Raw genomic sequence first — 13,442 nt, forward strand, 5'->3', positions numbered from 1 at the left:
GGAAAACTATACGTTTTAGCGGGGCAAACAATATCGAAAGTAAATTCAGCAAGGGTTGCCCTCATCTGTTTCCAGCTTATCCTCTATGGGTAAAAACAGTGTAACATGGTTGGCCTAGGCCAGGGAGGAGTTACAATTATGCATGCAGATGTTCAGAACTTGTTTATCCGTATACAGATGCTTTCTTATGCACATCAGAACGATCTCACGATAAGAGATATTCAACCTGTGTTGGAAGAGCGCGGTTACCGTGTAGGAGAACGTGAGGTCAAGCAGGAGCTTGAAAACCTGACGCAGGAAAACTTTCTGACACCGCATGATGATATGTACAGCATTACCGGTGCAGGGATCGATGAATTACAGGAAATTCAGTCGATGCTGGACGTACTGTACAAGGATGTTGTGAAGAAACCGACGCGCACCGCAGTTTAATCTTTTATAAAAATAGAAGATGCCCTTCTAATTCCTAATCCTAGGAACAGAAGGGCATCTTCTATATATATAAGTTTCTCAGCTTTAAATAAGGTTGTGTTTGTTGAAGGTGTATGCTTAAATGTAGCGTATATTTATTGTCATTTTAAATGCTGGAAGGATGATTAAACATGTGTGCATATGCATGTAAGGGGCATATACCACCGCTGGAGAGTCCGCGTCTTCGGCTGCGAAGAATGGAAAGCGGAGATGTGGCTACCATGTTCGCTTGCTGGTCTGACCCGGAGGTTCACCGTTATATGAACCTTTCTGGTATGTCAGGACGTGAGGACGCAGAGGATATGATTGAGCTGTTGAATGAGCTGGCGAAGACGGAGGATGCGCTGCGCTGGGGAATAGAGCTGAAGGAGAACGGGCAGTTGATTGGAAGCTGTGGTTTTAATTATTGGCAGACAGCGGGAGCTTATAAAGCTGAGATTGGTTATGAGATAGCCAAGCCTTATTGGCGACAGGGTTACATGACCGAGGCGCTACGCTTGGTGCTGTCATTCGGGTATAACACGATTCGGTTGAATCGGATCGAAGCGCTGGTGGACCCGCGCAATACAGGCTCGCAAGCTCTGCTGTCCTCGATGGGCTGGACACAGGAAGGACTGTTGCGGCAGGTACAGCATACATCTACAGGCTTTAAGGATATGCTGATGTATTCTTTACTGCATGAAGAATGGCTCAGACTGGAGGCACAACGAAATGCTGTTTCAGTATAACGGCGGTTCATCACCACTGCACAGGCTAGGGCCGTTAAGTAAGCTAATATGGGTGGGATGCTTTAGCCTCCTGTCGATGGTTTGGGATTCGACGCTGCGGGAAGCAGTTCTCTTGGCTGTACTGATTGCTGTGGCTGGCTTGGGCGCACGTTTGACCTTAGCACGCCAGCTTCGGGCTATGTCGTTCCTAATTGGTTTAGGTATTCCGTATTTTATATTGTCTATCCTAGCGATTCGAGAAGGACATCCCGTGGCTTCATGGGGACCCATTGTCATTACAGCAGAGGGACTGGATATCGCAGGGGCGTTAACGTTGCGGATTTTTGTGTTGTTTTTGGCATCTTATATCTATCTCTCGACGACCGATCCCCGAGATTTTGTGCAGGCACTGAATCTGCGCTTGCGTGTTCCTTATCGGTTTGCGTTCGGTATTTCAGTGGCACTGACGTTTCTCCCCTTATTGGAAGAAGAAGGGCTAACGATTATGGCAGCGCGGCGTGTTCGTGGACAGGAACCACCGCGAGGGTGGAGCCATCGATTATCATGGTGGAGCGGGTATGCGGCTGCCGTATTGGTGAATGCTGTAAGACGGGTTCAGCAGACGGCGCTGGCTATGGAGGGCAAAGGTTTCGGCGCTTATGCGGAACGGACCTATCTTCGTACACTGAAGAATGGGCGTTTAGGCAACTTATGTGCTGTGACTGCTGTAGTAGCTACGGCTGTTTTAGGGTGGAACTTATAAAGTGAAGCCTCTTATTTTTGTTTTTATTGTCAACCTTTTAAATATAATTAGGTTGACAATGAGGCTGCAGATGAATACATTTATACAGTAGCAGCTTGTATAAGGATCAGAGCTGCAATCTTATAGATTAGATAGGGAGAGGAGTCAAGAATACATATGAAGGAATCTCGTATGTTTGCAAAGTTTACAACGCTGGATATCGTACTCATGGCGATGCTGGCCACGTTGAACGGCGTCATGACTGTGTATTTGTCGATCATTAACAAAACATTAAACAGTCTGGGAGGGCCTATCGCAACTTCCGCTATTGTCGGTCTGTACATGATATACGGTTTGTTGGCCTATTATATTATTCGTAAGCCGGGTACGGCGGTTATTGCTTATGCTTTTGGTGCGGTAGTGCAGTCTTTTATGGGCTCTGCCTATGGAATTGCTTCTATTATTGCGGCGGCTGTCTGCTATATGATTGCGGCTGAGTTGGTATTTGCCTTGTTGCGGTATCGGCGCTGGAACGCGGTTTCGCTGATGCTAGTGGGTGGGGCTATGGTTCCGCTGTGGTTTATTGTGGCAGCCAATTTGTTTGGCTATATGCATTGGGGGTGGAAGGTGCTGACGATTGCACTGGTCGTTCGTATCCTGAGCGGCATTGTCCTGTGCGGTCTGCTGACGAAAGTGCTGGGCGATGCCTTAAATCGTACGGGACTGTTAAAACGGTTTGAACTGGGACGTGCTTCACGTGCATAGCCGTGGGTGGCTATGCACGTGGTTATATCTTTAACAATGGGGATCGAGGATATCTCAGTTATGAATGAACATAGCGATGATAATTTGAACAGTAAAATAGCCGTATCCTTGAAGAATTTTGGCTATCGGTATGATGATCAGGTGGAGCCAGCGTTATATGGCCTGACACTGGACATTGCGGTGGGCGAGCATGTAGCCATTGTCGGAGCCAGCGGAAGTGGAAAGTCTACGCTATGCCAGCTGCTTCATGGCGGGTTATCCCGTTCTGGCGAGGGCGAACGAACGGGTGAGCTGACCGTGTACGGGATGGACCCCGATACCGCCGATCTGGCTACTGTCGCCACCACTGTCGGCGTCGTTCTTCAGGACCCGGATGCTCAACTGGTGCAAGGAATCGTCGAAGACGAGATTGCTTTTGGGCCGGAGAACCTGCGCGTGCCTCCGGCAGAAATAGCGCAGCGCATTGCCGCTGCGCTGGAGGCCGTCGGCCTAGCTCCCGAGCGCGACTCCTTCGTGCGGCGCCTCTCGGGAGGCCAGCGCCAACGCACCGCGATTGCAGCGGTACTGGCGTTGGAAGCGCCGCTGGTCGTGTTCGACGACGCAGCTGCGCAGTTAGACCCGCCGGCTGTCTGCGACTTCGTCCTGTTATGTCGGCGGCTCCATGCCGAAGGCCGGACGGTAGTTACCGCGTCCGGCCGCATAGACGATGGCGCGCGGGCAGCGCAGCGCATCATCGTCCTGAAGGGCGGGACCGTGCAGCTGCAGGGTCCGCCCGAAACGCTGCTGCGCGAACATGGTGCGCAGCTGGCCGCCTTGGGGCTGCTCCCCTCTCCTACAGGAAGGGGAGACATGCCGCGTGACCCGGGAGTGAATCCCGGGTCAGCGGCGGACCGCGCTGGACAGCCGTTGCTGGAGGTGAAGGGATTGCCCTTCACCTACCCCGGCAGCCAGCGCCCGGCGCTCAAGGGCGTGAGTCTTGCCCTTGCACCTGGCGAACGAGCCGTGCTGTTGGGCGAGAACGGCTCAGGTAAAACCACGCTCGGCAAGCTGCTCATGGGCCTACTCCCTGCACCGAAGGGGTGCATGTGGTGGGAGGGGCAGGATATGGCGAAGCTGCCCATTCACCAGCTGGCTACCGAAATCGGCTATGTGTTCCAGCAGCCAGAGCATCAGTTTGCAGCTGCAACGGTGTGGGAAGAGTGCTTGTATAACGTGCGCGCCAAGCTTGGTTTACGGAACGGGGAGCCAGTTCCCGCCGCATATGTGGAACGGGCGCATCATTTGCTGGCCGCCGCCAGGCTGAACCACAGGCTAGAGGCTTCGCCATACCTGTTAAGTGGAGGCGAAAAAAGGCTTTTGAGCGTTGCGGCACAGTTCATCCTACCCAAAAAGCTTTACATTTTGGATGAGCCAACTGCGGGAACGGATTACGAAGGGGCAAACATCCTGCTCCATATGTGCACAGAGCAGTCTGCTGAAGGCGCGGCTTTTTTGATCATTACCCACGATTTGCAGATAGCTGAACGCTTTGCCGACCATGTTCTTCGTATGGAAGAGGGATATCTCTATAAAACGGAAGATAGCGGGAGTTATCATACGATTACAGTTGACAAAAATTAAGGATATGTAGACAATAATATATTATACATCGTACACAACAGGCGGCCTATATAGGTCGCCTGTTTACGATTAACAGTGTGGGTAATCATCCATCTGAGAGGGAAAACTGCACAGATACAACACAGTTTGTACAAGGAAAGGATTTGTGATTTGCTTGGGAAACGATAAACCTATGAAGCGCGGACTCGTGCTGACAGGTATTCTATTGGCCACCTTTCTGGCCGCGATTGAAGGAACGGTTATCGGTCCAGCGGGACCGACAATTGTGAGTGAACTGGGCAGTGTGAATTTGCTCAGCTGGATTTTTACGGCATATTTACTGACGATGGCTGTGACCACACCTATTTTCGGAAAGCTTAGCGATTTGTTTGGACGAAAACCCATTTTTTTAATCGGTTGTTCGTTGTTTGTACTTGGCTCTTTACTTTGTATGATAGCTGGTACTATGGAGCAGCTTATTATCTACCGGGCCATTCAGGGGATTGGTGCGGGTGGTGTCATTCCCGTTACCTTTACCATCATCGGTGATATATACAAAATGGAGGAACGTGGCAAAGTCCAAGGCATGATCAGCTCAGTATGGGGAATTTCTTCCCTGATCGGGCCTCTCTTGGGTGGTTATGTGGTTACCTATTTTGGCTGGGAGTGGATTTTCGGCTTTAACGTTCCCTTTGGATTGCTGGCTATGTTCTTCATCGCCCGTTACTTGCGGGAACAGGTAAGCAAGCGTACCGCGCGTATCGACGTGCCGGGAGCAGTGACCTTTACCATCGGGATGACGGCCCTCTTGCTCGTATTGGCACTGGGCGGACAGTATATCGGTTGGGCTTCTCCTGAATTGCTGGCCTTGGCTACCGTAGCCATTTTGTTCCTGATTCTGTTTTTGGTTATCGAAAAACGCGCCCAGGAACCGATGGTGCCACTAAAGCTATTTCGGATACGGGATATCGCTTTTTCCTGTGCCGCAGCCCTGTTAGTCAGCACACTGCTGATCGGACTGACTAGCTATCTTCCACTATGGATTCAAGGTGTATACGGTGGGGATGCCGCTTCATCTGGTCTCGCATTGGCTCCAATGTCCATAGGCTGGCTATTTGGCTCTATGATCGGAGGACGCATTTTGCTGACGCTGGGCTCGCGTCGAACCTCATTGATTGGACTGACCCTGATTGTATTGGGAGCCTTCGTCATGACCTTGATGGGCCAAACGGCTCCGATCTGGCTGCTCTTCCTGTCTACATTGTTGTATGGACTGGGATTCGGTTTCTCGATAACTGTGTTTACGATTATTGCCCAGTCCTCGGTCGGGTTCCAGTTGCGTGGCGCGTCTACAGCTTTGAATACATTCCTGCGCACGTTGGGGCAAACGATCGGGGTTGCTGCCTTCGGTTCATGGCTGAATTATCGCATTGCTGCCCAGACAGCAGAAGGACAGCTTACACAGCAAGGGGTTACGCAGGAGGATATTAACGGTCTGCTTGCACCTCATGCTTCACAGAGTCTAAGTGACAAGGTTGCCGGATTGCTTCGTTCTGTACTGGAAAACAGTCTGCATTCCCTGTTCGTTATCATGGTCGTTATTGCAGTGATTAGCTGGTTTGTCGTGCTCGGACTGCGGAACCGTCCGCCGGGTACGGAAGAAGAGGCAGATCAGCGCGTAAAGACACCACAAAGAGAACACGCATAAAAAATAATATAAATCTTTCATTATAAAAGAGATAGCCCGGACCTTTGAATAAAAGTCCGGGCTATCTCTTTATTCAAAGGTCTCTCCTCCTAATGATTCAACAAAAAAACACCTCGCATAGGACCAATAAATTTCCCAGCATACAAAAAGGAAATAAAAATCCCCTTGAGACTGCGATATATTCATATGGTATAGGTAACAAAATAGTAAAAAAGTCTTAAGAAATTGTAACAAAAAATTTGTTTCTGGATGGAGCTGTAGGGTACTAAGGAACTATTTTTTTGAACCCGCTTACAAATTGGGCTTTGTATGATTTATTTTAGAATGATTTTGCATGTGAATGAAGCAACCAAGCTAGCAATATGAAACACGGAAAAAAATCAAGCAGCAAATTTTTCTGAATGTAATAAGAATGAAAAAAAAGGGATTTTCAGAAAATTACTAGGAAAATATGAGGATGAAATTCATAGAGTAACCTGTTTTCTTATCTCACATAATAGGGCTTTTCAGTCTATATCAATCGTTTGACATACCATATAAAATGGCCCTATCAACCAAAAAGTTGGTTTTCAAATCTAGAAGCATAATTAGATTAAGGGAGATGGAGTACTTGAAGTTTAACAAATGGTTCAGTAAAGCAGCCACTGCAACAGTAGCAACTACCTTGCTGTTAGGAGGCGGCGTTCAGGCTTTTGCCGAGGAAAATGATGCATCTGATCTCAAAACAGACAATGCATTTACGCAAATTACGCGTAATGACATGCTGAATATTTTCAAACAGCAAGGCAAAGAGAAATATGAGGTTCCGTCCTTCGATGCGTCTATAATTAAGAATATTCCTTCTGCTATTGGTCGCGACAGCTCAGGCAAGCTGACTGATTTTGATGTCTGGGACTCTTGGCCGTTACAAAATGCCGATGGCACAGTAGCCAATTACAAAGGGTATAATATCGTTTTTGGATTGGCAGGCGATCCTAAAAGAGGCGAGGATACATTCATATACCTGTTCTATCAAAAAGCGGGCAATACTTCACTGAGCGGCTGGAAAAACGCTGGCAGAGTATTTAAAGACAATGATAAACTGCTTGCCAACGATCCGATTCTAAAAAATCAGTCAGAAGAATGGTCAGGTTCAGCTACCTTAACCGCTGATGGACAAGTACGTTTATTCTATACCAGCAGACAGCCCTTTGATCCAAGTAACCAACTATACGGCAAACAAACCTTGAGCACGGCTCAAATTAATGTCTCTCAGCCTGATGACAAGACACTGAAAGTAGATGGAGTCGAGGATTTGAAATCGATCTATGACGGTGGAGATGGGAAAACCTATCAAAATGTACAGCAAAGCGTCGGAATAGATATGGACAACCATACGTTTAGAGACCCTCACTATGTCGAGGATCAAGGCCACAAATATATTATATTTGAAGCCAACACAGGAACAGAAACCGGCTACCAAGGCGAAGATTCGCTTCAAAACCCAGCTTATTATGGCGGCAATAAGAAATTCTTCACGGAAGAGCAACAAAATTTGTTGCAAAGTCCCAAGAAAAAGGGAGCTGAGCTGGCTAACGGCGCACTGGGCATCGTTGAATTGAATGATGATTATACGTTGAAAAATGTAATGCCTCCTTTGATTGCTTCCAATTTGGTAACAGATGAAATTGAACGGGCAAATGTGTTCAAAATGAACGGTTTGTGGTATTTATTTACGAGTACGAGAGGCTCCAAGGTGACTGTAGATGCGATCGGTGACGATGATATTTACATGCTGGGTTATGTTTCTACTTCCTTGACAGGGCCTTATAAACCCTTGAATGGAACCGGTCTCGTTCTTCATCAGGATCTGGATCGTGATGATATTACCTGGACGTATGCCCATTTTGCTATCCCGCAAGGCAAAGGCAATAACGTAGTCGTTTCGAGTTATATGACCAATCGCGGGCTTTTCCCGGATCACAAATCTACTTTCGCACCAAGCTTCCTGCTGAATATTAAAGGCTCGAAAACCTCTGTTGTGAAAAACGGTATTTTGGAGCAAGGGCAAATCACGATTGATCCAACGAATGACAAAAAAGAATCCCCAAATGAGTATGGAAAGAAATAAGTAAGTATATGTAATGCAGTATGTCCGAAGGCGGCAGATTGGTAGCAACCCGATCTGTCGTCCATCGGACGGTACATAACGATGCAATGAGAGGTAAGGAGGATCGTCATAATGAAAAAAAAAACTCCCAAGAGCATTTGGATACGATCCGTTGTAATCATCACAGGCTTAACTATATTCATAGCTATGGGTTGGAGTATGTACCAACAGGATACAGCCGAACCCCCAAAATCTGCTGCAACTCCAAAAAGTCAAGCTAAACAAAGTAAGCATACAACACCGACCTATCGGTCAGCCTATCATTTTACCGTTCCGGATAAGTGGAAGAATGACCCCCAACGGCCCATTTATTTCGATGGAAAATATCATTATTACTATTTATACAATCGTGACTATCCCAAAAAGAACGGTACAGAATGGCGACATGCCACATCAACCGACCTGGTTCATTTGAAAGATGAAGGGGTGGCGATTCCCAAATATACGAACCGGAATGGAGATCCTTGGTCCGGTTCGGTCGTGATCGATGATAAGAATACCGCAGGTTTTGGAAAAGGGACGCTGGTAGCCATTGTGACACAGCCCTCCGCAGATGGCGGAAAGCAGGAACAATTTTTGTGGTACAGTAAGGATAGAGGCAAGACGTTTACTTCTTACCGCAACAAGCCTGTGATGTCCAATCCCGGTACAAAGGACTTCAGAGATCCCAAAATCATCCGAGATACTGGGCGTAATCAATGGATGATGGTCATGGCAGAGGGAACGAAGATTGGCTTTTATAAGTCTAAAAATTTAAAGGATTGGCAATTTACGAGTGGCTTTCAAACGGAAAATATCGGGCTTGTGGAATGTCCTGACCTTTACCAGATGCGTGCAGATGATGGAACCTATCAATGGGTTTTGGGCGCGAGCGCCAATAGCAAACCAACAGGCGGACCCAACACGTATGCCTACTGGACGGGAGATTTTAATGGAGAAGCGTTTCTCCCTGATCACAGTGAACCTGAGTGGCTGGATTATGGGTTTGACTGGTATGGTGCAGTTACGTTCGAGGAAGGAAAAGACAAAGATAAATACAGTCACCGTTATGCTCTGGCCTGGATGAATAATTGGGATTATGCCAATAACACGCCTACCCTAAAGGAAGGCTTTAATGGAATGGATTCGATTGTTCGTCAAATTCGGTTGAAGCATACAGCAGATGCTGGGTATCGCTTGGTTTCACAGCCAGTAAAAACTTTGGATCGATTCCAAACTTCTACGAAATCATTTGGACAGATCAAAGTAGACGGTGTTTACTCGCTTCCGGTAGCAGGCGATACCTATCAGTTAGAGGCGGATGTATCTTGGTCAACGATCAAAAATGCGGGACTGAGGCTTCGAGAGTCAGCAGATGGCAAGCGCCATGTGGATGTCGGTGTTTCGGTGGATGGGCAATACTCCTACGTAAATAGAGCCAATACCGGACATCCAGATCAGAGTGGGAAATATGTAGAGAGCAAGGCGCCTTTTGATGCTAGTAAGAAAAAGGTCCACCTAAACATTCTCGTCGATAAAACCAGCATTGAAGTGTTTGTAGATGATGGAGAAGTAGCTTATTCCTCCTTAATATTTCCACGATTAGAGGATCAGAAAATTACTCTTTTTTCCGATGGCGGTCCGGCTATGTTTAACAATGTAGTGGTCAAACATTTTAGTCGATAGCAGATACTTATGCTGCTCGTAAGCTTGGGCATATTTCGCTCTATTCAGGTATATAAAAAGTCCACCCATGAATATAAGGGTGGACTTTTCTAGTATAAATCTAATCTACGTTTAGCACAGCTAAAGATTGTTCATTTCTTCACAAATGTTTGTTTGCTAAAATTACTATACATTCTATTTGTGATAAGGTGACAGGTTATCAGCGCTACGACCCAATTTTTTAAGCAAGCCGATGAGTTGATCTCTTTCTGTTTCACTGATTCCGCTAAAGGCACGTTCAATCTGACGTGTATAATCAGGATAAATTTCGTCCATGACACGTTGTCCCTCGTCCGTCAATTCTGCATATATAATCCGACGATCTTGGTCGCACGGGTGACGGTGCAAATAACCGCGACTTTCCAGCTTGTCAATAACATAAGTGACATTTCCGCTTTGCAGAAGCAGCTTTGCTCCAATTTGTTGGATTGGCTGCGCGCCCTTGTGATATAAAACTTCCATCACGGCAAAGGCCGTTGGGTTGAAGCCCACCGTTTTGATGCCAGCAACCGCATGTTCGTTTACACTTTTGAATGACTTGGCAAACACGCTATACAAATGCATGGATTGCTGTGTCACCAATGTTCGGTAATCTATCATCTTCATTCCGCCTTTATGTATGGATTTGGGCATCCTTTGACCGCTCGGCTCGGATGACCGGGCAACCATACCCTTGTTACTAGCATAAAGGGATTTACATAGCGAAAACATGCGATTTGTCACAGTAGCTGCTTTTTTAACTATTTAATTTCAAAGCATTATAGTAAATTTTTGAAAAATAAAGGATTTGAATGTAAAAATACTGTTCTGGTTGGTTATATTAAAAAAGAACATACCTAACCTAATGAACAAATTAACAAAATAAGCTAATTCAGAGGAGATGAAACACATGGATACGGGTTCTTTCCGTTTTCAATTTCGTGATCCGCAGCAAGCTGCTCAAGCCTGTGAAACATTAAAGGAAATTGGATACTCTGCCAGCACGAACGGTGACACAGGTCTCAATGTACATATTGAGAACCAAGATGTACTGTCTGCATTGGAAATTTGCCAAGCCTATGAAGGAAGCATGATTGAGGTAGGGACTCTTTTCTCTAAACCGGATGAATATCCCGGTTTGCAAGGAAATATAGGTGTACATAATCCAGGTTATAACCCGGAAGACTGGATTATCCCAGCACATACGATCAACGAAGACTGGAGCGAAGCTTATAAAAATGGCTCCTCTCAAACGTACACTAATACGACGGAGGAGCACAACGTCAGCTCTGATCCTCAACCCGAGGACGATGTGGATGGATTTTCTGGAAGCATCCATACCTGATTTTTATCCTAAAATCATGATTAGAAATTTGAGTCTTCACTGTCCAGCACATTTTAAGGAAAAGTTCCTATAAGACCATGGATTATTGTGGCTTTGAAGGAGCTTTTTTTTGTGTGAGAAAAACTCAGTTGGAGCTTTTGCCAGAACTGAAACTCTGTAGGATTTGCATAAATAGCAGCGACAGCAGGGAATAACAATTTCAGAAAGGAGGTTTTGACCATGCAAAAATTAGGAGTTCACGAAAAATTGGAATTACATGAGCTGCTTACATTTAAAACAACTTGTCTCACAAAAGCCCAAACCATGATTCCTTTAGTGTCAGACACAAACTTAAAAAACATTTTGCAGCAGGATGTCAACGGTGGTACACAAGATATTCAACAGCTTAGAAATCTACTTGTGTAATTTTAAAGGAGGATTAACGTGAACTCTTTTGTTGAGAATATGACTGGAACGAGTCCCATGAACGATCAGGTGATTGCTTCTGATTTATTAATTTCAGCTAAAAGCGGAATTAAGAACTATGCTCTTGCGCTGACAGAGTCAACCAGTTCGGAAGTTCGCAATGTTCTTTGTGACCAATTGAGCAAAGCGGTTAATCTTCATGAACAAATCTTTAATTACATGAAGAACAACGGTTACTATAACGCTTATGATCCGGAGCAGCAAATACAAATGGATATTCAAAATGCCGATAAGGCCCTTTCTTTATCTAAAGTTTGATCGTTTGAGTTTCACTTAACCCCTCGGACAATTTTATACATTTACAAAGCACCAGTAAACCTTAACGGGGTTCTGGTGCTTCTTTATTCATAAATAAAGCCAAGTCATGCTTCACATGAAATATGGTGAAATAGGCAATCTTAAAATAGAGAACTCGGTCTCAAATTCAGGAATAGGGTGATTCTCTTTTATGGGTAAGTCTTCGGATCGTATGCAAAAAGAAAAAAAACTAAAATGGTGGCAACTAAGCTTGTTAGGAGTTGCAGGTACCATCGGTACAGGATATTTCCTCGGGTCCGGCTTAGCGATTTCCATCGGTGGCCCAGCCGTACTCATTGCATACTTTTTGGCAGCGGTGGGAACGTATGTGGTGTTTGACGCTCTTTCGCGCATGACGGCAGATCATCCAGAACAGGGCTCTTTCCGTTCCTATGCCCAAAAAGCATTTGGTAATTGGGCAGGCTTCGGTAGTGGCTGGGTGTATTGGTTCTCAGAATTGCTTATCAATGGGAGCCAACTAACGGCGCTATCTATATTCTCACGCTTCTGGTTTCCTCAGGTACCGATGTGGATTTTTGCGGCAGGCTTCGGGATTTTAGGGCTTGTGATTGTTTTTTTTGGTAACAAGGGTTTTGATCGAGTTGAAAATGTATTGGCTATTATTAAAATGGCAGCTATTGTTATGTTTCTGGTCTTGGCCGTTGCTCTTTTGGCAGGCTGGATCGGAGGAGGAAAATATAATCCAAAGTTCCCCATCAGTTACAAAGACTTTTTTCCTACCGGCGGTATGGGATTATGGTCATCTTTTATTTTTGCCTTTTATGCATACGGAGGTATTGAAGTGCTCGGAATAATGTCTAATCGGCTTCAAAAACCGGAGGATGCACCTAAAGCAGGAAAAGTAATGTTGATGACGCTCGTTGTAGTATATGTGCTTTCGATTGGTCTGGCTGTGTCTATGGTACCCTTAAGTGCCTTTAACCCGAAGGAAAGTCCATTTGTGCTTGCGCTGAGCAGCGATCATCTGGTTTTTGTACCTCATTTATTTAATGGAGTGCTTATTATTGCAGGGTTCTCAACAATGACAGCCTCCCTATATGCAGAGACATCTATGATGATTACACTTGCACAGGAGGGAGATGCGCCCACATTGTTTTCACGGAAGTGGAAGGGCAAATATCCTCTGTATGCACTTAGTTTGATCACTGTTGGATTAATCTCAGCCATCGTAATGTCGTTGCTGCTGCCGGGAAAAGTGTATGAATATATTACAACAGCTGCAGGGTTAATGCTGTTGTATAACTGGTGCTTTATTTTGCTGTCTTCAGGTAAGTTACTGGAATCGAGCACATCTAGCAACATTAAACGCTGGGTTGGATTATTGTTGATAGCTATGGCTGTGGTCGGATCCTTTTTTCATAAGCTTAGCCGTCCTGGGGTTTACATCAGCTTACTTCTGGTCTTGTTCATTGCAATATGTGACCTCATTGTACAATGGGTTCGCCGAAAACACGCCAAGGAATCTCGTTAACTTTGTCAGAGAGTTAATC

13 protein-coding genes are annotated in these 13,442 nt (G+C 45.7%); 12 read left to right on the forward strand and 1 reads right to left on the reverse strand.

The window, feature by feature from the left end; all coding sequences use genetic code 11:
* Positions 1–138 precede the first annotated feature (138 nt).
* The 8 genes from G9G53_RS13870 to G9G53_RS13905 all read left to right on the forward strand — a co-directional run bounded on the left by G9G53_RS13870 (position 139) and on the right by G9G53_RS13905 (position 9,806).
* Complete coding sequence (locus G9G53_RS13870; RefSeq protein ID WP_165148363.1) at positions 139–432, forward strand: hypothetical protein; 294 nt, start codon at positions 139–141, stop codon at positions 430–432.
* 170 nt (positions 433–602) lie between these two features.
* Positions 603–1,199 carry a GNAT family N-acetyltransferase gene (locus G9G53_RS13875; RefSeq protein ID WP_165148366.1) on the forward strand — a complete coding sequence of 199 codons (597 nt, stop codon included), beginning with the start codon at positions 603–605 and terminating at the stop codon, positions 1,197–1,199.
* Positions 1,183–1,941 (forward strand): energy-coupling factor transporter transmembrane component T family protein, encoded by a 759-nt coding sequence (locus tag G9G53_RS13880; protein WP_165148369.1) that lies wholly within the window; start codon positions 1,183–1,185, stop codon positions 1,939–1,941. The genes G9G53_RS13875 and G9G53_RS13880 overlap by 17 nt, the downstream gene beginning before the upstream one ends.
* 156 nt (positions 1,942–2,097) lie before the next feature.
* Complete coding sequence (locus G9G53_RS13885) at positions 2,098–2,685, forward strand: ECF transporter S component (protein ID WP_165148372.1); 588 nt, start codon at positions 2,098–2,100, stop codon at positions 2,683–2,685.
* Between the two features lie 60 nt (positions 2,686–2,745).
* Complete coding sequence (locus G9G53_RS13890) at positions 2,746–4,305, forward strand: ABC transporter ATP-binding protein (protein WP_165148375.1); 1,560 nt, start codon at positions 2,746–2,748, stop codon at positions 4,303–4,305.
* Between the two features lie 172 nt (positions 4,306–4,477).
* Entirely contained in the window at positions 4,478–5,992 is a 1,515-nt protein-coding gene (locus tag G9G53_RS13895; RefSeq protein ID WP_165148420.1) for an MDR family MFS transporter, read from the forward strand.
* Between the two features lie 610 nt (positions 5,993–6,602).
* The gene (locus G9G53_RS13900; RefSeq protein WP_165148378.1) at positions 6,603–8,102 is read left to right on the forward strand and encodes a glycoside hydrolase family 68 protein; all 1,500 of its coding nucleotides are present in this window, start codon (positions 6,603–6,605) and stop codon (positions 8,100–8,102) included.
* A 111-nt stretch (positions 8,103–8,213) separates the two neighbouring features.
* Entirely contained in the window at positions 8,214–9,806 is a 1,593-nt protein-coding gene (locus G9G53_RS13905) for a glycoside hydrolase family 32 protein (RefSeq protein WP_165148381.1), read from the forward strand.
* A 174-nt stretch (positions 9,807–9,980) separates the two neighbouring features.
* Here the strand turns inward: G9G53_RS13905 and G9G53_RS13910 are convergent, their stop codons facing one another.
* Positions 9,981–10,445 carry a MarR family winged helix-turn-helix transcriptional regulator gene (locus G9G53_RS13910; RefSeq protein ID WP_013369372.1) on the reverse strand — a complete coding sequence of 155 codons (465 nt, stop codon included), beginning with the start codon at positions 10,443–10,445 and terminating at the stop codon, positions 9,981–9,983.
* Positions 10,446–10,734: 289 nt separating this feature from the next.
* Here G9G53_RS13910 and G9G53_RS13915 point away from each other — a divergent pair, with 289 nt between their 5' ends.
* The 4 genes from G9G53_RS13915 (at position 10,735) to G9G53_RS13930 (ending at position 13,423) form a co-directional block, all read left to right on the forward strand.
* Positions 10,735–11,169 carry a hypothetical protein gene (locus tag G9G53_RS13915; RefSeq protein ID WP_165148384.1) on the forward strand — a complete coding sequence of 145 codons (435 nt, stop codon included), beginning with the start codon at positions 10,735–10,737 and terminating at the stop codon, positions 11,167–11,169.
* A 219-nt stretch (positions 11,170–11,388) separates the two neighbouring features.
* Complete coding sequence (locus G9G53_RS13920) at positions 11,389–11,574, forward strand: hypothetical protein (RefSeq protein WP_029515813.1); 186 nt, start codon at positions 11,389–11,391, stop codon at positions 11,572–11,574.
* Between the two features lie 18 nt (positions 11,575–11,592).
* Positions 11,593–11,892: a spore coat protein gene (locus G9G53_RS13925; RefSeq protein WP_165148387.1), complete on the forward strand. Its 300-nt coding sequence runs from the start codon at positions 11,593–11,595 to the stop codon at positions 11,890–11,892.
* Positions 11,893–12,082: 190 nt separating this feature from the next.
* Positions 12,083–13,423 carry an amino acid permease gene (locus G9G53_RS13930; protein ID WP_165148390.1) on the forward strand — a complete coding sequence of 447 codons (1,341 nt, stop codon included), beginning with the start codon at positions 12,083–12,085 and terminating at the stop codon, positions 13,421–13,423.
* Positions 13,424–13,442 lie beyond the last annotated feature (19 nt).

Origin of the sequence: Paenibacillus sp. EKM206P, assembly GCF_011066155.1 — a bacterium.
GTDB lineage: Bacteria > Bacillota > Bacilli > Paenibacillales > Paenibacillaceae > Paenibacillus > Paenibacillus polymyxa_D.

What these genes read in the sequence shown, in the direction of transcription:
- G9G53_RS13890 (WP_165148375.1), top strand. Translation starts at nt 2,746, where the DNA reads ATGAATGAACATAGCGATGATAATTTGAACAGTAAAATAGCCGTATCC.
- G9G53_RS13885 (WP_165148372.1), top strand. Translation starts at nt 2,098, where the DNA reads ATGAAGGAATCTCGTATGTTTGCAAAGTTTACAACGCTGGATATCGTA.
- G9G53_RS13905 (WP_165148381.1), top strand. Translation starts at nt 8,214, where the DNA reads ATGAAAAAAAAAACTCCCAAGAGCATTTGGATACGATCCGTTGTAATC.
- G9G53_RS13870 (WP_165148363.1), top strand. Translation starts at nt 139, where the DNA reads ATGCATGCAGATGTTCAGAACTTGTTTATCCGTATACAGATGCTTTCT.
- G9G53_RS13915 (WP_165148384.1), top strand. Translation starts at nt 10,735, where the DNA reads ATGGATACGGGTTCTTTCCGTTTTCAATTTCGTGATCCGCAGCAAGCT.
- G9G53_RS13910 (WP_013369372.1), bottom strand. Translation starts at nt 10,445, where the DNA reads ATGATAGATTACCGAACATTGGTGACACAGCAATCCATGCATTTGTAT.
- G9G53_RS13930 (WP_165148390.1), top strand. Translation starts at nt 12,083, where the DNA reads ATGGGTAAGTCTTCGGATCGTATGCAAAAAGAAAAAAAACTAAAATGG.
- G9G53_RS13895 (WP_165148420.1), top strand. Translation starts at nt 4,478, where the DNA reads ATGAAGCGCGGACTCGTGCTGACAGGTATTCTATTGGCCACCTTTCTG.
- G9G53_RS13875 (WP_165148366.1), top strand. Translation starts at nt 603, where the DNA reads ATGTGTGCATATGCATGTAAGGGGCATATACCACCGCTGGAGAGTCCG.
- G9G53_RS13920 (WP_029515813.1), top strand. Translation starts at nt 11,389, where the DNA reads ATGCAAAAATTAGGAGTTCACGAAAAATTGGAATTACATGAGCTGCTT.
- G9G53_RS13880 (WP_165148369.1), top strand. Translation starts at nt 1,183, where the DNA reads ATGCTGTTTCAGTATAACGGCGGTTCATCACCACTGCACAGGCTAGGG.